Origin of the sequence: Actinomadura sp. RB99, assembly GCF_014706005.1 — a bacterium.
Classification (GTDB): Bacteria; Actinomycetota; Actinomycetes; order Streptosporangiales; family Streptosporangiaceae; genus Spirillospora.
Map to the genome: position 1 here is coordinate 258,902 of NZ_JABMCA010000004.1, position 17,126 is coordinate 276,027.

19 protein-coding genes are annotated in these 17,126 nt (G+C 69.5%); 8 read left to right on the top strand and 11 right to left on the bottom strand.

Going from position 1 to position 17,126, the window contains the following annotated elements; all coding sequences use genetic code 11:
* Positions 1-331 precede the first annotated feature (331 nt).
* Complete coding sequence (locus amrb99_RS06140; protein WP_190853472.1) at positions 332-1,186, bottom strand: LysR substrate-binding domain-containing protein; 855 nt, start codon at positions 1,184-1,186, stop codon at positions 332-334.
* A 110-nt stretch (positions 1,187-1,296) separates the two neighbouring features.
* Here amrb99_RS06140 and amrb99_RS06145 point away from each other — a divergent pair, with 110 nt between their 5' ends.
* Entirely contained in the window at positions 1,297-1,689 is a 393-nt protein-coding gene (locus tag amrb99_RS06145; RefSeq protein WP_190853361.1) for a tautomerase family protein, read from the top strand.
* A gap of 331 nt (positions 1,690-2,020) precedes the next feature.
* Here the strand turns inward: amrb99_RS06145 and amrb99_RS50660 are convergent, their stop codons facing one another.
* The 3 genes from amrb99_RS50660 to amrb99_RS06155 all read right to left on the bottom strand — a co-directional run bounded on the left by amrb99_RS50660 (position 2,021) and on the right by amrb99_RS06155 (position 3,749).
* Positions 2,021-2,596, bottom strand: a complete 576-nt coding sequence (locus amrb99_RS50660; RefSeq protein ID WP_241755277.1) for a hypothetical protein — start codon at positions 2,594-2,596, stop codon at positions 2,021-2,023.
* 14 nt (positions 2,597-2,610) lie between these two features.
* On the bottom strand, positions 2,611-3,183 hold the full coding sequence (locus amrb99_RS50665; protein WP_241755278.1) for a carboxylesterase family protein: 573 nt from the start codon (positions 3,181-3,183) through the stop codon (positions 2,611-2,613).
* An 89-nt stretch (positions 3,184-3,272) separates the two neighbouring features.
* On the bottom strand, positions 3,273-3,749 hold the full coding sequence (locus tag amrb99_RS06155) for a MarR family transcriptional regulator (RefSeq protein ID WP_190853363.1): 477 nt from the start codon (positions 3,747-3,749) through the stop codon (positions 3,273-3,275).
* A gap of 54 nt (positions 3,750-3,803) precedes the next feature.
* Here amrb99_RS06155 and amrb99_RS06160 point away from each other — a divergent pair, with 54 nt between their 5' ends.
* Complete coding sequence (locus tag amrb99_RS06160) at positions 3,804-4,796, top strand: zinc-binding alcohol dehydrogenase family protein (RefSeq protein ID WP_206699813.1); 993 nt, start codon at positions 3,804-3,806, stop codon at positions 4,794-4,796.
* 480 nt (positions 4,797-5,276) lie between these two features.
* A complete protein-coding gene (locus amrb99_RS06165; protein ID WP_190853365.1) occupies positions 5,277-6,605 on the top strand; it encodes a PQQ-binding-like beta-propeller repeat protein in 1,329 nt (442 codons plus the stop codon).
* Here the strand turns inward: amrb99_RS06165 and amrb99_RS52970 are convergent.
* Positions 6,597-7,262, bottom strand: a complete 666-nt coding sequence (locus amrb99_RS52970; protein WP_347256552.1) for an NUDIX hydrolase — start codon at positions 7,260-7,262, stop codon at positions 6,597-6,599. The genes amrb99_RS06165 and amrb99_RS52970 overlap by 9 nt on opposite strands.
* On the opposite strand from amrb99_RS52970, the gene amrb99_RS06175 reads away from it, so the two are divergent.
* Both amrb99_RS06175 and amrb99_RS06180 read left to right on the top strand, forming a co-directional pair.
* Positions 7,191-7,925 (top strand): hypothetical protein, encoded by a 735-nt coding sequence (locus tag amrb99_RS06175; RefSeq protein WP_190853369.1) that lies wholly within the window; start codon positions 7,191-7,193, stop codon positions 7,923-7,925. The genes amrb99_RS52970 and amrb99_RS06175 overlap by 72 nt on opposite strands.
* 177 nt (positions 7,926-8,102) lie before the next feature.
* Positions 8,103-8,267 (top strand): hypothetical protein, encoded by a 165-nt coding sequence (locus amrb99_RS06180; RefSeq protein ID WP_190853371.1) that lies wholly within the window; start codon positions 8,103-8,105, stop codon positions 8,265-8,267.
* A 35-nt stretch (positions 8,268-8,302) separates the two neighbouring features.
* Here amrb99_RS06180 and amrb99_RS06185 read toward each other — a convergent pair whose 3' ends face one another.
* Positions 8,303-8,959, bottom strand: a complete 657-nt coding sequence (locus tag amrb99_RS06185) for a hypothetical protein (RefSeq protein WP_190853373.1) — start codon at positions 8,957-8,959, stop codon at positions 8,303-8,305.
* A gap of 990 nt (positions 8,960-9,949) precedes the next feature.
* Here amrb99_RS06185 and amrb99_RS06190 point away from each other — a divergent pair.
* A complete protein-coding gene (locus amrb99_RS06190; protein WP_190853375.1) occupies positions 9,950-10,657 on the top strand; it encodes a hypothetical protein in 708 nt (235 codons plus the stop codon).
* Positions 10,658-11,004: 347 nt separating this feature from the next.
* Here the strand turns inward: amrb99_RS06190 and amrb99_RS06195 are convergent, their stop codons facing one another.
* From amrb99_RS06195 to amrb99_RS06215, 5 genes are all read right to left on the bottom strand, one after another.
* The gene (locus amrb99_RS06195; RefSeq protein WP_190853377.1) at positions 11,005-11,796 is read right to left on the bottom strand and encodes an SDR family oxidoreductase; all 792 of its coding nucleotides are present in this window, start codon (positions 11,794-11,796) and stop codon (positions 11,005-11,007) included.
* A gap of 190 nt (positions 11,797-11,986) precedes the next feature.
* Positions 11,987-12,988, bottom strand: a complete 1,002-nt coding sequence (locus amrb99_RS06200; protein WP_190853478.1) for an RNA polymerase subunit sigma-70 — start codon at positions 12,986-12,988, stop codon at positions 11,987-11,989.
* A gap of 50 nt (positions 12,989-13,038) precedes the next feature.
* Entirely contained in the window at positions 13,039-13,416 is a 378-nt protein-coding gene (locus amrb99_RS06205) for a VOC family protein (protein WP_190853379.1), read from the bottom strand.
* 400 nt (positions 13,417-13,816) lie between these two features.
* A complete protein-coding gene (locus amrb99_RS49720) occupies positions 13,817-14,095 on the bottom strand; it encodes an SDR family oxidoreductase (RefSeq protein ID WP_347256558.1) in 279 nt (92 codons plus the stop codon).
* On the bottom strand, positions 14,047-14,568 hold the full coding sequence (locus amrb99_RS06215) for an SDR family NAD(P)-dependent oxidoreductase (RefSeq protein ID WP_241755306.1): 522 nt from the start codon (positions 14,566-14,568) through the stop codon (positions 14,047-14,049). The genes amrb99_RS49720 and amrb99_RS06215 overlap by 49 nt, the downstream gene beginning before the upstream one ends.
* A 586-nt stretch (positions 14,569-15,154) precedes the next feature.
* Here amrb99_RS06215 and amrb99_RS06220 point away from each other — a divergent pair.
* Both amrb99_RS06220 and amrb99_RS06225 read left to right on the top strand, forming a co-directional pair.
* Entirely contained in the window at positions 15,155-15,574 is a 420-nt protein-coding gene (locus tag amrb99_RS06220; protein WP_190853384.1) for a DUF2809 domain-containing protein, read from the top strand.
* A gap of 727 nt (positions 15,575-16,301) precedes the next feature.
* The gene (locus tag amrb99_RS06225; RefSeq protein ID WP_190853386.1) at positions 16,302-16,706 is read left to right on the top strand and encodes a hypothetical protein; all 405 of its coding nucleotides are present in this window, start codon (positions 16,302-16,304) and stop codon (positions 16,704-16,706) included.
* The last annotated feature ends 420 nt before the right edge of the window (positions 16,707-17,126 follow it).

Below are 17,126 nucleotides of genomic sequence, written 5' to 3' on the forward strand. Positions count from 1 at the left end.
ATGATGAGTGGAATCGCATGATCCGTTCGGCGAAGCAGGGCGAGTCCGGCCCTTGGACGTGCCCTGAGTGCGACGAGTGCGCGGTCGAGTTGGGTCAGCGTTTCAAGCAGCGCCACGTAGTGGAGTACACACTGATGTGCCTCGCCTGCCAAGCAGAGGTCGTTGCACCTGCTTGAACTCGCCCGTACAAGGCGTGCCGGCAAGAAGCGTGCATGAGCCCCGAACCGCGTTGATCCTGCCGTGATTTGGCTGGTCGATGCTGGGCGGCTTTCCCGGTCCGACGGCGCGGCATTGGGCAGGAGCCGATCCCACAACCACACGGTGGTGGCGATCAGTGTCCTGCTGTGGTGCGCAGGGCGGAGGCGAGGGTGCGCAGCGCCCTGCGAACGGTCGGCTCGGACGGCCGTGATTGCAGGACGACGCTGCGAGTGGGCAGCGGGGGGAGGCCGAGTGATTCGCCCATGTCCATGGCGCCGGGCGGGGTCACGCGCGGGCTGAGCGCCGCCACGGCCAAGCCTGCCGCCGCGGCCGCACCGATGGTCGCGATGCCGCCGCCCACGAACGCCTCTTGCCAAGCGATGCCCGCTTCGTTCAGCGCGGTCACCGCCATCTGGTGCACATGGCATGACTCGGCCTGCAGGGCGAGGCGCAGAGGCTCGCCGGAGCGGTGTTCGAAGTCGGATGAGGCCATCCAGCCAAAGGACTCCTCCATCAGGACCTCACCGTCGATGCGGCGGCCCTCGTGGCGCAGCACGATGGCCGCGTCCAGCGCACCGCTGTCGAACAGGTCAAGGAGCTCCCACGAGCTGGCGATCCTCACCTCCAGCGTCAGGTCTGGCTCCGCTCGCCCTATCTGGCGCAGGAGGTGGGGCAGTTCGGTGCCGACGACGTGGTGGCTTATGCCGATCGATAGGCGTTGCCGCTGAACGCCGAACGAGCCCAGCGCGCCCGCGTGGGCGGCCAGCAGTTCACGTGCCGGCCCGAGGAAGGCGGCGCCGTCTTGCGACAGGCGGACCAGGCGGGGCGTACGGTCCAGCAAGCGGCGACCCAAGGCGTCCTCCAGCCGCTTGATCTTCAAGCTCACGGCGGACTGCGTGGAGTCCATCGCCTCCGCCGCGCGCGTGAAGCTCTTCATCTCGGCGGTCAGCACGAAGGCCTGCACAGCGTCCAGGGCGAGCATCTTCATCGTCACACCAACCATTCGAATCTTTAATGACTGAAATATCTTAAGATGACTTTTTTGAATGACCAAGTGATGGCTACGCTGCGAACCGTCCCGAGGAACGGAGTCCGACCATGCCCTTGGTCCAAGTGTCGTTGCGGCGAGGCAAGTCCGCCGAGTACCACCAAGCCCTCTTCGAGGGCGTCTACCGCGCCATGCGTGAGACCTTCGACGTGCCGGAAGACGACCGCTTCATGACGATCACCGAGCACGACGGCAGCACCTTCAGCGTCAGCCCCACCTACTACGGCGTCGAACGGAGCGACGATGTGGTCATCATCCGGATCACCGCCAACAACACGCGCGACCTCGTCCAGAAGCAGGCGCTCTACCTCCGCATCGTCGAACTCTTGGGGGCGAACCCCGGCGTGCGCCCCGAAGACGTATTCATCAATCTCGTGGAGGTACTGCCGGAGAACTGGTCGTTCGGCCATGGCATCGCGCAGTACGCGGTGCAGCAGGGCTGAAGGGAACGGTTCGCTCCGCGCCTTCTGCGTTCCAGCGACATGTGACGGCGCCATATGGCGCCGTCACTGATCGTGGGCAGTTATGACATATCGCTGGAGCCCGGTCAGTTGGGCAGGCGGCCGAGATACACCAGAAACCGGCAATGGCGATCGTAAACAGAGGTCGTGTGACACATAACGCCGTCGAGTCGCCGGTACCGTATCGGGCGGTCGGCCAGGGCTGACTCCTGCGGATGCCGGTTGATGCGACAACTAATCGAGATTCAGTGTCACAACCCCAGCAGAACGCACTCGCCGGAGGCCACCAATCACGTGGCGCCAGCTTCCGTGGTCAAGCATATCCGCCTGATCTTTCCCGAAAAATGCGGCGACCCAGCCGGGATCGCCGGTGGCGGCGAAGGACGCCCAGGCCGCGTGCATGCGGGCGGCCAGATCCGTCGGCGGCTCGTCCGGCCCGAGGGTGGCGGCGGGGCCGCGGAGGGACGGCAGTCCGGTGGCGTCGAAGACGAACGGCAGCTCGACGGCGTGGGGCCTCGAGTTCGCCGCCGAGGGCGTTCGAGCGCCACGCGAACGAGTAGCGGTAGGTGGCGCCGGACGTGCGCGTGTTTCCCGCGTGTGCGTCGACCGGTCGCCGGGTTCCGGCGCCGAACAGGGCGTCGCCCATGATGGCGGAGCGCAGCTCCCCGGCGGAGGCGTGCGGCCTGGCCCTGCGGTAGGCCTCGACGAGCCGGGCCGGCCGCGTGTGCGAGCGCGCGGTGGTGACGTCCACATCCGCCGCCGTGGAGGTGGACAGGTTCCCGAAGGGCGCCAGGTAGAGGTTGCCCTCCTCGGTGTTGGTGCCCGCCAGCAGGTCGACGTCCGCTCCGGCGACCGCAGCGACGGCCTCGGCCGGTTGCCGGTCGAGCACGATGCTGAACGGACTCAGCCCGATGAGCGGGTCGGTGTGCGTCTCGGTCCGCAGATCGATGCCCGGCAGTTCGCCCGTGACCTCGACGAGCCGCCCGTCGGGGACGGCGGCGAAAGCGCCTGCGTGCGGCTCGACTCCCGGGGCGCGGCGCGGGTCACGCGGGCGGCCTGCTCGGGTGTGAAGACGCCGGGGCCGCTGCCGCTCTGCACGATCGCGCGCCGGCACAGCCGCCGCCGACCGGCGGACCCGGCCTCGGACGAGGTCAGCACGCCGCCCACGGTCGTCGCGCCCGCGGACTGGCCGAGCAGCGTGACGCGGTCGGGGTCGCCGCCGAAAGGGGCGATGTTCTCCCGCACCCAGCGAAGAGCGGCGATCACGTCGAGCAGGCCGCGGCCGGCGGGCGCTCCGGGCAGATCGAGGAAGCCCTGGACGCCCAGCCGGTAGTTCAGCGTCACAAGGACGACCCCGTCGCGGGCGAAGGCGGCGCCGTCGTAGATCGGCGAACGGGTGGAGCCCGCCACGAAGCCGCTGCTGTGCACGAACACCGTCACGGGCAGGCGCGCGCCGCCGGCCTCCGGGGTCCTCAAGCGACTGCGCGCCTCACTCGACCGGCACGTTGCCAGTGACCCTGGTAGCGGTGAGGGCCGCAGGTCGGTGGCCTGGCCGTCGAGGGAGCTCAGGTGGCGGACTTGGTCCCGGACGCGGAAGAGGACCGCGGAGTCTGCTCGATCAAGATGGCTGTCGCACGTTCCAGCAGTTCGCAGAAGGCGGCGTGTTCGGCGGGGGTGAACGCATCGGTGAGCGCACGCTCCAGCACGATCACCTCTTGGTAGGCGCGGTCCAGCAGCTCGCGGCCCGCCGCGGTTTGGTTGGCGATCATCACCTTGGCGTGCACCGGGGACGGCTCGCGGGTGATGAGGTTCTTGTTCTGCAGGCCGGTGAGCACGGTGGCCATGGTCTGCTGGGTGACGCCGCAGGCACGGGCGAGTTGGGCGCCGGACATGCCGCCCTCACGGGCGAGCACCAGCAGCACCGTGTACTGCGTCATGGTGAGCCCGTGCCTGCGCAGCACCGCCTCGTGGTGCCCCATCAGCGCCTGCTCGGTGCGCCTGATCCGGGTGCACAGATACTCCTCGACCGGGATCTCCGCCATCACTCACCACTTTCACAATTCACTGTGTTGACTCAGCATCCTGATACTCCTACCGTGGTCGACTATCAGGATACTGAGTCAACTCAGGAGGTTTCAATCATGAAGGCTGTCGTGCTCGGCACCGACGACCGGTTCCACCTCACCGACCTCGACGAGCCCACCCCCGGCCCCGGCGAGGTGGCCATCCGAGTCGCCTACGCCGGAATCCAGTACGGCGACGTGCTGGTCCGCAACGGCCACTTCCCCGTGCCCCGCCCGTTCGTCCCCGGCTTCGAAGCCGCCGGGCACATCATCGCAGTCGGTGACGGCATCGACCCGGCCCGCATCGGCACACCGGTCACCGCGCTGACCAGCGCCGGCGCCTACGCCGAAGTCGTCATCGCACCCGCCGTGCTCACCCTTGAGGCCACCGGCCTGGACCCACGGGTCGCCGCAGGCTTCGGCTGGATCACCCCCACCGCCTACGACCTGATCAACACCGTCACCCTCGTACGGCCCGGCGACCGCGTGCTCATCCACGCCGCCGCGGGCGGCGTCGGCACCCTGGCCGCCCAGTTCGCCAAGGCCGCCGGGGCCGCGGCAATCACCGGCATCGTCGGCAACCAGGACCAGGCCGACTACGCCGCACCATTCGGCTACGACCAAGTGCTGATGCGCGAGCAGTTCCCCCGAGCACTCGCCGACGACCAGTTCGACGTGATCCTCGACCCCATCGGCGGCCCCACCCGCCACGCCAGCCTGGAACGCCTCGCCCCCCACGGCCGACTGGTCGTCTACGGCAACATCGCCACCTTCGAGCCCGTCGAAGTCTCCGCCAACGACCTGCTCATGCAGGGCAAATCCCTGCTGACCTACAACAGCAACCTACTGAGCCAGACCCACCCCGAACGGCTCGCCGCCAGCGCTCACCAGGCCCTCAGGCTCCTGACCGACGGCCAGGTCCACATCGACATCACCGCCGAATACGAACCGGCCGACCTCGACACGGCCATCGAGCGACTCGCCAACGGTGCCGCGCGCGGCAAGACCATCCTCCGGATCACCTGACCACAACTCGCAGACACACCAACTGGAAGGCCGCCCCACGCATAAACCCGAAGGCGGCCTTTCGTCACGACACCCACCGCGCGCCGATAAGCGACCGCACCCCTCACCTGCCACAACGAAGACTGGGATCGCCACCTCAAGTTCCGCGATGCTCGAGGCAACCTCCCGCGCTGCTCTCCCTGATCACCCCGATCAACGCCGACAAGCGCCTCAACGTGGTCGTCCGCGACCCCAGCAGCTCCTACCAGCCCGGCAAGTTCGCCGCCCTGGCCAACCGAGTGGCCAGACCCCGGGTCAATGAAGTCGGGGCCATCTCCGTGGTCGAGACTTCCATGCGCGGCGTGGCGTATCGCCGGGTGACTCCGGAAACGCCGATCGACCTGTCCGATGAAGGGACGGGTGCGGTCGTCCGACGACCATGCCGGTGCACGCGGTCTCCCGTACCGTTCTCGACGGAACTGACCGGAAGGGGCCTTTCTCATGGATGAGGACGAGCAGTCCCCGTCCGCGGTGGCCGGGCCGGCGTCCGCGCCCGTCCGGACGCCACGGCGCAGATGGCCGGCGAGGACGATCGCCGCGTTGGGGGGCGTCCTTGCGGTGGTGCTCCTGGCGGGCGCGGGCCTGTGGTGGTTCAGCCCCTGGGAGCGCATGACGGGTCTGCACGGTGCGCCGCCGAAGGCGGTGGACGACGTGCCGTCCGAGGGGGCGCGGTACTTCGGGGACGTCGTGGATCCGGTGCTCGCGGCGGGCGCGGTGGTGGAGAAGCACGGTCGGGGGGTGCGGGCCGTCGACCTGGCCGGTGGGCGCACGTGGTGGAACCTGAGCAGGCCGGGGCGGGCGGGCGTCGCCTCGGTGTGGAAGGTGGACGGCAGGCGCGTCGCCGTCGTGTGGAGCGACCGCCGTCTCACCGTCGTCGACGTGCCGTCCGGCCACCGCACGCATGTCGAGCTGCCGAACCGGTCCGCGGCCGCGCACCTCATGGGCTCCGAGAAGGTGCACGTCGAGGCCGGCGGGCTCACCGGCCCGGACGGGCGCCTGCTCGTGGCCGCCGTCCAGGACCGCGAAGTCGATGCCTACGATGCCGCGTCTGGCCGGCGGGCGTGGACGCGGCAGGCGCCTCGAAACTGCTTCTATCGGGACGCGGTGCAGGACGGCATCGAGGTCCAGACCGGGTTGCTGTCGTTGGACGTCGACTGCTTGGAGTACGGCGGCCAAGCGGCGGACTACACCTACAGCACCTTGCTCGCCCCGTCCGGTCAGCCGCTCCAGGGCTTCGAGCATTTCCCCGGGGGTTCGCTGCTACCGGCTGGGGACCACGAGCTCTTGCAGGACAAGCAGGACGGCGACGTGAGCAGTCACGGCTACCGGCTGATCGACTCAAGGTCGGGACGGCCGTTGTGGCGTGTCGACCAATGGTCGTCCTCGGACGGGCCGGACGCCGTGACCGCGGCCGCCGGCCTGGTGGTGGTCACCGACCAGGAAGGCGGGAAGGTCGCGTTGTACCGCGCCATCGACGGGCGGCTGCTATGGCGGCGTGAACTCGGCGACTCGGTCGTCTTGCAAGCCGGCATGGTGATCGCCGGCCAGGTGCGCGTCATCGAGAAGGAGCCGCGTCCGATCAAGGTGCTCACCTTCAGTGCGACAGGTGGGGACGCAGGGCAGCAGGAACTTCCGATGTTCGAGGGCGCCGGTTTCCCGACGCTGGCTGGAGGGGCTTACGGCACCCTCGTGGTCGCGGACTCCGACCCCGAGCCCAACGGCGGCGAACGCCCCTCCGTACTTCTCACAGGCGGCCACCGATCACGGTGATCGGCATTGGAGGCACGCCGCCGAGACCAAGCCCCCACCGGGGCGCGGGAGGTGAACGAGCCCGGTCGCCACGCTGTCGGCGTGCAGGAAGGCGAAGTCTGCGATCTCGTCTTCCTGCACGGTGGCCAGGAGCGGGCCGGCTGGACGGGCCAGTCCCACTTCTTCGCAGATCTCCCTGGCGCATGCCAGGTGCGGCGGTTCTTTGTCCTCCGCGACACCGCCGGGCAGGCCCCAGTCGGGGCGGTAGTGCGTCTTCACCAGCAGCACGTGCCGCTGTGGACCGGTGAGAAGCATGCCCGTAGCCCCAGGCAGCAGGCAGGCAGTTGCTCGAACCAGGTGGTGGGGTCCGTCCATGGCACCGGGCGATGGTGGCTTCCTGGCCGCTGATCGCCTCCACCGTCGAGACGGTGCGTACCTGCCCTGGCGGGCCCGTCCACCGTGGCCCTGACCATTGACCGTAAGCGCTTTGTAATCGCGGATGGGCATCATCGTCACCATGCCGCTACGGAGGGAGCAGCGCGGATGAGTGCGGCTGGAACGCCGGGCCCATCTCAGGTGGGGAGCGTGGGCAGGGGCTGCCAGTTGGTGGCATTGGCGCTGATCGGAGCGGTCGTGTTCGTCGCCTGGAGGGCGTGCGCTCCGGAACAGCCCGAGCATGCGCCACCGCTGCTGGTCGGAACCGCCAAGCCGGGCGCCACGCGCATCGACCCGGGAACGGTCGGCCGGCCGGACGGCTTCGTCGACGGAACCGGCTGGCCGGACGCGTGCGCGTTCCTCAGCGACGCGGAGATCCGGGCCGTCCTGCCACAGGCGGCCCGGATCCAGAGGACGGGCGGCGAGGTCAGGCTGAGCACGATGAACGCGTTCGACGCCACAGGCGGCCCCCTGACCGCGCCACGTGGTGGCTGTACGTACAAGTTCGAGCTGCCCGGGCTGCAGGGGGTCGTCATCGGAGTGGCGGAGGAGATCGACGCGCGTCCCGAGGTCGTGGACATGAACTGGTCGAACCTGGTCTCCCACCGGAATGACGTGCCCGGCGCCCTCGGCGCCGAGAACTGCGCGGCGGGGATCATGGGCCAGCCCATGACCTGCCGAAAGGGCCAGCTGGCCTATGACGTGAGTTTCGACCTCCTGCAGGCCTACTCCACGACCGCACTGCGCGGCCGCAAGCTGCACGTAAGGCACGGCGGCAGGTCCACCGCCTTTGATCTCGACGACGACAGAAGCGCCCTCGGCCGCTTCCAGAGCACTGTCGTCGAACCGGAACTGGCCAAGACGATCAACGCGAAGATCGTCAAAGTCGACCGGGCCCGGCCTTGACCGCTGGCGCGCAGGTCCTCCACGACCCGCGCGGTCGACTCCCACGCCGCGGGTTGATCGTTCCGCCCATGTCCGGACGATGACCCCGCGCAACGAACGTGCCCAGACACGGGGCAGGGCCAGACTCCTCCTAGTGCTCCAGCCGCACTTGGAGATCTCGGTCTGATGGAGGCCGGGATGCGCGGCCCGGTGCGTCTCGCCCCCGGCAGCCTGTGCGTGATGACGGGTCCGGCGCGGTTCACCTGGCGCAACGCCATCCCGTCGCGCAAGACCGCCCCCGGCCCGGCCGGACGGGTGCTCCGCGGCCGACGAGTATCCGTGACCCTGCATACCGTCCGCTAGAGATCGCCGTCCTACAGGACGAACGCCAGTTCCCGTCAATGGGCGGGGTTCTCGCTGAGAACGTGCAACGGGTCGAGGGCTCCGCCGGTGTTGTATCGGTAGCCCGTGATGCTGGCGAAGACCTCGATGATCGGCGCCTCGTTTCCTCCGGATACCGCACGGGCTGTTCGTACCGGGACGTTCAGCATGGCGGCCCGCCGCCCCGGCAGGGTGTCCGGATCGAATTCGAACACCTCCCACTCCTCGCGCGGCGGGGCGAGGCAGAATTCGAGATAGTCCGCCGCCTTGGCGCCTTCGCTCTCGATTTTCACGAGTTCAGCGAAGGGCGGCGGCGGCTCCCCGATGGTATAGAGCAGACCGCCCTCGTCCTCCACCGCCGCTTTCCATGTCATCCCGCCGTCGATCCAGCAGGCGGCGCTGAAGCCCATCGATGTCTCCATGACCTCGAAGGCGAGGAGCCGCGTGCCGGTGCTGAGGCTTCGCAATCCGTCCTCGTCGTTGTGGAGCGTGCGCTTCTGGTCGACGAGGAAGGTCCAGCCGTCGATCGGCGGGCTGACGCACCAGCCCGGTGTACGGCTGGAGATGGCGGTGTCGTAATCGGTCGTCCGGCCGCCGGCCCGCTTGCCCAACCGCGAGGCGACCTCGTCGACCGGCAGGTTCTCGACCGCGATGACCGAATGGTTGAATCCCATGACCGCCCTTCCTCGTGAACGACCACTGGAGCCTATTGCCGGGCTTTCCCCACGTCGACCCCGCGCCCGGAATCAAGGCGGCGAGATCGAACGGGGCGCCGTCCCGGCCGCGTTGGACCATGCATTTCATCGTGCACAGGGCCTTTCCAAAGGTGTGTTCTGGTGAGGGCTCAGGGCTCCGGGCGGTGTTGGCGCACCTACGGGCCCCGCATTCACGTTCAGGTGCTGGTGACGGCTCCTTTCGTGAGCGGGGTGTGCCGTCATGACGGCAGCGAGGCGCTAGCCCGGCGCCTCCGAGAACAGAGGCGATGGCGGAGCGGGCACTGACCGAACGCCGCAGCCCCGAGACTGGGCGGTCCCCTGGCGCGGTCCGTAGCGCGTCCATGGCTGATCCGCTGCCGGGTTACCGTCACCGGCCGGCTCCACCGAACGCCCGGGCGGCGAGCGCGCGACCGTCGCCTGGGGCGCGAGCCGTACTGGACAGACCGACACCGACCGGGAAGCGTTCGCCTACTTTCAAGGCAGCGTCTCCGCGGAGCACCGGGCGCGGGACGCGGTCGCCGCGGCGCATGCCGCCGCTCGCGACACACCGGACGGCGCGCGTCGGCCGGGACGGCGTCGTCGGACGGGAATCGGCCGCCGGAGCACCGGTGCCGCTGGGTGAGGTGCTGGCCGCCGGGGTTCCGGTACCGCAGTTCCTGGTGACGAGGTGGGCCGATGCTGCCCGGATGTCGCCGCGGACGCTGGAGCGGACGTTCTGTTCGCCCGCGAGCGGACCCCCGCCGAGCGTGCGGCGTTCACCGAGGACGAGGAGGGCGTGCAGCGCATCGGCGTGTGTACGCCCAGCGGCCGCCGTCGCCCCCGCAAAGCGGTCTGGGAGACGGGTGGACATCGGGGGTGCTGGTAAGTGGACATGGAAGTGCCGGTCGGGTGACGGGCTGGGGTTGAACAAGGAGGCGTGCTGGCAGGGTTCGGCGGAATCGATACCGGGTGATCCACAAGATCGCGATCACCCATACGCTGACTCACATGTTCGACGAAGGCTGGGAGGCCCGCCTCGGGTGGACCCACGGGCTGATTTCCGCAGTCCCGGCCGAGCGGGAAGTCGCCCTGCGGCACCATATGGCCACCGGAGCCGCCGTGTCGGCGGCGCTTCAGCGAATGAACAGGCATTGGCACCGCACCAACGCCGACTACAGCGATCCAGCGTTCCGCCAGTCCATCGCCGAGCACATCGCCGCGCAGCGTTACGGCTTCCCCTCCGGCCTCTGGCAGCAGGTCTCCGCGAAGGACGTGCCGCACTGGCCCGGGCTGCCCTACGTCCTCAACTTCCTGGAATGGGAGGCCCGCTACCCAGACCTATGGACCAGACACGCCAAGCATTGGGGGACCAAGGAAAGCTGGCTGCGAGCTCTCGCCGTCCCCGGGCACGAGGACATCACCCGCGAACGCCTCGCCACCATGCTTGAGCTCGTCATGGCCAGGGCCTACCGCTGCAAAGACAGACGCTACGTCGGCATCGCACGCGTCATCGACAGCCCCGAACTCCGCAATCGAGTGGCCTCTGTGGCCGAGCAGCCCAACCCGTGGGCCAGGCTCCACGCCGCCTACGTTCTGGACATGCTGCGGCACCCCGAACGGCCCAGCACCCGAGCCGTGTGGGAAAGGCATGTGGCCGGAGCGAGTCGGACCGTTTAGCCGACCGCGCGGTGCCGCCCACGCCATCTCCGTGTCGGGGGTGTGGCACTCCACCGACCGCCTACCAGCACAGACCCTGGCCACTGACCAGGGTCGCCCACCCACACTCACAGATGTCCGCCGGCAAAGGCCGCCAGCACGGCGGTCGTCCCGTCGGCGGACGGCCCGGCCCGGCCCGGCCCGGCCCGGCCCGCTGACGATCACGCTCGCGGCCAGCCGTCTTCCACGTGCCGGCACTACTGCTACGTCGACCAGCCCGCGGTCGGCGTCCAGGCCGTCAAGCGCGTCGCCGCGGCAGGTCAGGTGACCAAGAGGGCGGCGCCCGGAGCCGGGCGCCGCCCGTGCTCTCAGTCGGCGATCATGCCGCCGCTGAGGTTGGCGATCGCGCCGGTCATCGCGCCGGAACGGTCCGAGGCGACGAAGGCGGCCACATCGGCGATCTCAGCGACCGTGGGCAGCCGCTTGCGCAGGGTCCGGTCGGCCATGCGCTGGTGGAACGCCTCGCGGCTGATGCCGTAGGCGTCGGCGTGCAGCCCGTACACCTCGGTGAGCTGCGGCGTCTCGGGCATCCCGGCGGCGTTCAGGCACACGACCCGCACACCGTGCGGTCCCAGCTCGGCGGCCAGGCCCCGCGACAGCGACTCGACCGCCGCCCACGCCGGCGCCATACCGCCCATCAGCGGGACGGCCGTGCGCGACGGGCTCGCCGTGATCGTCAGGATCACGCCCGCGCCCTGGGCGGTCATGCGCCGTCCCGCTGCCCTGGCGGTCAGGAAGTTGGCCTTGGGGTAGGTGGTCATGGGCAGGTCGAAGTCGTCGGGTGACAGGTCGGCCAGGGACGTGCCCTGGATCCGGGTCTGGGGCAGGCTGATGGCGTTGAAGGAGACGTCCACGCTGCCGGCCGTCTCGGCGACCTCCTCGACGTGCGCCTGGACGGCGGCGTCGTCCAGCGCGTCCACCACGGCGGCCTCGGCCTTTCCCCCGGCGGCGCGGATCTTCTCGGCGACCGCCTCCAGCCCGGCGAGGTTCCGCCCGGCCAGGAACACCCTCGCCCCTTCCGCGGCGAAGGTGTGAGCGACCGTGCTTCCGATGGAACCGCTCGCTCCGTAAATGATGGCGTTCTTGCTTTCGAGCAGCATTGTCCGGCTCCCAATTGTCTACGTTGGTGACGGGCTTTCCGTCAATGGTGTCGACTCGGCGGCGGGCCAAAAGGAATCGTCCTGCCCGCACCCGTTCACCGAAGTCTCGTATTTACACAGGTGAGCCGGGGTCATCAACGCCTGAGGGCAGGGCGGAAGCGCCCTGCCCTCGCCGTCGAACTTCTTGCGTCTACAGAAGTGCCGATTCGCCGGGCTGGGGACTTGATGGACCAGGGCCGAGGGACCGGGAGAGTCCGAAATACTCGAACAACTGCGGGTCGCGGAACGCGGAAATGCGTGTGATCCCGCCGCCGGACGCCGTCAGGACCATCAACGCGTGAAGGTGGTGAACGCCGTCTTCGCCGCGCTGGTACATGGCGGCTGCGGGCTGCCCGTTGGCCGAGGTCGCCACCATCCGGATGGCACCTGGCACGGTGAGGACCCTGGCCCCGAAAAACCGGACGATGGACTCCCGACCGGCGAACCAGGAGGACGTGGGCGGCATCTCCAGCACGGCGTCCTCGGTCAGCAGCCCCAACAGAGCGGCGACGTCGGCGTTTTCGAAGGCCGCGACATAGCGGTCCAGCAGTTCCCGCTGGTCGGCGCCGGTGACCTCGGTCGTGTCGTCTTCAGAGGGCGCCACCTGGCCGAGCCGGGCTCGAGCGCGTTGCAGGATGCTCTTGACCGCGGCGACGGATATGCCGAGCAGATCGGCGACCTCGGTCGCGCGCAGTGCCAGTACGTCGCGCAGGATGAGGACGGCGCGCTGGCGCGGGGGCAGATACTGCAGGGCGGCGACCAGCGCCAACCGCAGGCTTGCCCGCGCCGCGACGATCGTGGCGGGATCGCCCCGGACCAGATGGTCGGGGAAGGGCTCGAGCCAGGTGACTTCCGGCGGCGGCGCCAGAGGGCCTTCCGGATCATCGGTAGGACCTCCGAGCCCCGAGGGCAGCGGCCGGCGCTTGCGATGCTCGAGGGCGGTGAGGCAGACGTTGGTGGCGATCCGGTAAAGCCAGGTGCGCAGTGACGACCTGCCTTCGAACGCCTCATAGGAGCGCCACGCACGAATGTACGTCTCCTGCACGAGGTCTTCGGCATCGTGAACCGAACCGAGCATGCGGTAGCAGTAGGCCAGCAGTTCCGGCCGGTAGGGAGAAGTCAGCCGTGTGAAGACACCGTTGTCCGGCGGCACCGTCTCCCCGGCCGATCGACCGGCCTTGACGCGGGTGTCGGCCACCTGCGTCACCGCCCGGCACCGGGCCGGGCGGCCAACTCGACGACCTGCACGTAATTCCCGACCGGATCCTCGACCGTTGCGATGAGGCCTGGGCCGAAGTCGTCCACGGGCCGGATCCACCGCGACACGCCCAGCGCCATCAGGTGGGCGACGACCGCCTTGATGTCCTCGACATAGAAGTTGATCAGAATCCTGCCGGGCTCCCGCGTGCTCGGCTGGAGATCGTCACGGCGGTCGAAGACCAACCGGCTGCCGCCGACCATCAGGACGGTGCCGGGCCCGGCCGACGGAACGAACGCCGCGCGGTACCAGGCGCTGAGCCGTTCCGGATCGTCGCTGCCGAGCACGAGGCCGCCCAGCCGGATCCCTGTCGACTCTGGCATGATCGCTCCTTCTCGGGATCGTCATCGGAGTTGCGTCCATCTATCGACTCGGCGACCCGCCGAAAGGAATCGATCGGGACAGCGGCCGGATCGTCGGACGAAGTCGAAGGAACGTGAGCGGCGGCCCGCGCAAGGTCATCTCCCTGCGCCGAGGAGCGTACGACGGCGGACGCTTCCGCCACGGCGACGATCGCTGACAGCCCCGTGAGCGCGCGGACGGACCCGTAGACCGCGGGTAGCACGGCCCGGTCGGCGGGAGCGGCCGCCGAGGACATTCCCCGCACCTCATCAGCGCGACAAGAAGGTGGCGCGTCAACCGAACTCCTGCTCGATCGCGGTGCCAGCTGGCAAGGGCGAGCCGGGCCACGGGCACGAGGGGCCTCCTATCAGCAGGGAAAGGTCAGCGTGGGTAGGCGCCACCGTCCAGGCTCAGCACCTGGTTGGTGAGATAGCCATTGCGCAGGACGGCCAGCGCGAGGTCGGCGACCTCCTCGGGGCGACCGAACCGGCCGGTGGGAAGTGCGCGGGGATCGCCTTCGGGGGGCAGCATGCCGGTGTCGGTGATCAGTGCGGGTGCCACGGCGCTGACCGTCACCCCGCGCGAGGCGACCCGGCCGGCCAGGAAATGGGTCAGGCCGTGCAGCCCCGCCTTGGAGGCGGCGTAGTCCGCGCCGACGATGCCGCCGGTGAAGCCGGCGGCCGAGGGGACATGAACAGCACCCGGCCGAAACCGCGCTGTGCCATGCCGGGCAGCGCGTGCTGGACCAGCAGGAAGGGAGCCCGCAGGTTCACCACGAGCGTCCGCTCCCACGCCTCGGAGTCGAGCATGGTGTAGTCCTGCTGGACCGCGTGGCCCGCGTTGGGAATCAGGGGGTCGACAGGGCCCAGGAGCGCCTCGGCGGCCTCGCGCAGCAGCCGAGCCGGGAGGCGAGGATCAGCAAGGTCACCGCCGAGCGCCAGGCCGTTGCCCACCGGGGCGTCCGCGCCGTCGCCGAGGCGGCCCCGGGACGCCAGGTCGTCGATGCGGGCCAGCAGCGGCGCGGCGCCCAGCCCGGCCGGGAGGGCGAACAGCTCCGCGGCGATCTGCGGGTTGGACCGGCCGCGCGCGAGCACTCTCAGCACGTCCAGTTCCCGGCGGGTGAGACCATGCATCTCCGCCAACACCGCGGCCACCCATGTGGCACGCATACTCACCCAGCTCGGCGTGGCCACCCGAACGGAGGCCGCCACCCGCATCCGCGAGTACGGCCTCCTCGATCGCTAAGCCCCACCCGGGCCGGGGGCGGGCGAGCGCCGCGGCCAAGCAGGCAGGGTCTGAGCAGCCGGAACCGGACCACGCGCGGACCAGCTTCACCGGCGCGGGGCCGACGACGATGCCCGGGATGACGATGACGTTGATCGCGGGACCATCCCGGCACGGGTCCTGCACGAGGGCCGCTGCGGACCCGCCTACCAGCGGCTGCAAGAGGCCGCCGCGCTCTACACCGACCTCGAGAACTCCAGGCAGCTCGCCACATTCGCGGACATGTTGCAGGTCGCGATGTCCCACCTAGGTCTGCAGGGAGACGCCTTGGCCATCGCGGAGCGGACCGTCAGGGCCCGGCGGCGGCAGTCGGACCGGACGCCCGAGGCGCGCGGAGCTGGCGCGCTCGCTGACCAACCTCGGCAACCAGCCCGCCCACCAGGGAAGGGCCGCCAAGGCACTGGCCAATTCCCGGGAGGCCCCTACTATTGCGTCATGTCGCTCGCAGTACGCTGGATTCGGCTGCTGATGGTGGTCTCGGCAGCCGGCTTTGCCGGTACGGCCTTCGCAATCCGTGCCATGATGGACGGGCCCATCGAACAGTATTCAGGCGCCGCCTTGTCCGCAGCCATCGTCTACACGATAGTGATCTGCATACGGCCGCCGATTTCACCACTGTCTGCGGGCAGCGCCACGATCGCATACTGCTGGTTCATCGAGTTCGCACAGCTCACTCCCCTACCTGCGGCACTCTCCCAACGCAGCTGGTTCGCACGGCAGTTGCTGGGCGCCCAGTTCGACCTCATTGATGTCGCCTGGTACCCCGTCGGCGTCATCCCATTGATCGCCGCGCATTGGCTGCTCCGTGCCCGCACACGTTCCCGAACCGACTCGGCACCCGCCCTCAGTTCATAATCTCGAACAGTCGCGCCCAGCCACCTGACCCCCTGGATGCGAACCACCGACACTCCGGGCGGCACGCCATCTCGCCCAACTCGCGGCGTGCTGGGGAGATCACGTGAGCCTGTGCCCCCAAGAAGACCGCCGGTGTGGAGGCCCGCATCAACGGACGCGGCCCAGTGTCGGAAGCGGCCGAAGACGTCCGGCAGGTCCAGCCCGCCCCGCTCGATCAGGGAGTCGGCGACCAGGCATTTACCCCGTAGCTCGCGCGGACGGGATCTCCGCAGTGCACCGCCGGCGGCTCGGAAGCACGCTGCTTGTGTGACTTCACCAGTACCGACTCCGACCAGGTCGTCTACGAACAGAGACGGCATCTGGCGTTTGGCCACGCGCCGGTCCGACCGTGATGCAGAGCTCATCGCGGTGGTGTGCGACGTGCCGGGTGGGCGGCGTGGTGGAGTTGGTCGTGCAGACGCTGGTTCCGGTCGCGGGCGACCTGCGGGATCTGCGGTGGTTGGGGCAGGCCCGGACCGACGTGGCGGCCGCGTGGTACTGCGTCATCACCCCTGGAGAGACCGTCGCTGTCAGCTGGCCCAGCTCCTTACCCGCACGCACCCAGTTATGGCAGCCGATGACGGGGAAGTGCGATCCGAAACCGTTGACGGTTTGAACCGCCGATCATCCGCTCTCGTACGGCCGGCTTCTGCCAGGCGCGATCGACGCCATTGGCCGAGCGGGAAGTTTGCAGGAACGGCGTGCGGCGTACGCGCGGGTGCTGGACCGCTGCGATGACGCGCACGCGGCCTTCGCGCAGGTGTGGGAGCTGCGCCAGGAAGCGGCAGGCGGCGCGCCCCTGGCCGACGGGCCCGGCCCTGTCCGCGATGCCGCGCAGGAGGCACAGCGGACACTCGCGGAGCTGCGGCGGGCCGTGGCACATGTGCTGCCCCTCGGCCCGCAGGCGGTCTCGCGACGGGCGGAGGCGCTGAGCAAGAGACAACAGCAGCGGGTGGAGCTGGTGCTCGGCCCCGCTGGCGAGCTCGAAGAGATGCGGGCTGAGCTGGCGAGCCTTGAGGAGCAGTACCACCTGGCCTACGGGGCGTTCACCACTGCCGCCCAGAGCGTGTTGGCGCCAGACGAGGACGGCTAATCCCCGCCCCACCGTCCAGAGGCTGAGGTCCGCGCCGGGGCAGCGGCGCGGCTTGGGCGCCTTCACGAACCCCTCACGATTGGGCAGCACCGCCACCGTTCCGGCAGCGACCAACGCCCGCCACGCACCATTGACCACCCGGCTCGTCAACCCGGGCTCGGCCACCGCCCCCGTCCGCCGCAGCTTGCTCCGTCGGCCAGCGCACCCGAGGCGATCCGGGCGGCCGGCACCCGCCGCGCCCATCGGCCGCCTCAACACGCAGCGATCTTGGTTCCAGGTGCGAACCAAGGCGGCGCGGGCTCTGTTGAGAATCGTGTCGGGCGCGCCCTGACCGGCCGCGCAGCCGGGAGTACCCACCGTCTTCCACGGGCCCGGTCGGGGATGGTCAACGCCGATCGACGAGAGCCCGCCGACAGGGCG

Coding starts and splice junctions, on each gene's coding strand:
- amrb99_RS06215 (WP_241755306.1), bottom strand. CDS start 14,568: ATGCATGGTCTCACCCGCCGGGAACTGGACGTGCTGAGAGTGCTCGCG.
- amrb99_RS06195 (WP_190853377.1), bottom strand. CDS start 11,796: ATGCTGCTCGAAAGCAAGAACGCCATCATTTACGGAGCGAGCGGTTCC.
- amrb99_RS06205 (WP_190853379.1), bottom strand. CDS start 13,416: ATGCCAGAGTCGACAGGGATCCGGCTGGGCGGCCTCGTGCTCGGCAGC.
- amrb99_RS06165 (WP_190853365.1), top strand. CDS start 5,277: ATGGATGAGGACGAGCAGTCCCCGTCCGCGGTGGCCGGGCCGGCGTCC.
- amrb99_RS06145 (WP_190853361.1), top strand. CDS start 1,297: ATGCCCTTGGTCCAAGTGTCGTTGCGGCGAGGCAAGTCCGCCGAGTAC.
- amrb99_RS06220 (WP_190853384.1), top strand. CDS start 15,155: ATGTCGCTCGCAGTACGCTGGATTCGGCTGCTGATGGTGGTCTCGGCA.
- amrb99_RS06180 (WP_190853371.1), top strand. CDS start 8,103: ATGCGCGGCCCGGTGCGTCTCGCCCCCGGCAGCCTGTGCGTGATGACG.
- amrb99_RS52970 (WP_347256552.1), bottom strand. CDS start 7,262: ATGCTCGGGCTGTTCCGGAGCGCACGCCCTCCAGGCGACGAACACGAC.
- amrb99_RS06185 (WP_190853373.1), bottom strand. CDS start 8,959: ATGGGATTCAACCATTCGGTCATCGCGGTCGAGAACCTGCCGGTCGAC.
- amrb99_RS06155 (WP_190853363.1), bottom strand. CDS start 3,749: ATGGCGGAGATCCCGGTCGAGGAGTATCTGTGCACCCGGATCAGGCGC.
- amrb99_RS06140 (WP_190853472.1), bottom strand. CDS start 1,186: ATGAAGATGCTCGCCCTGGACGCTGTGCAGGCCTTCGTGCTGACCGCC.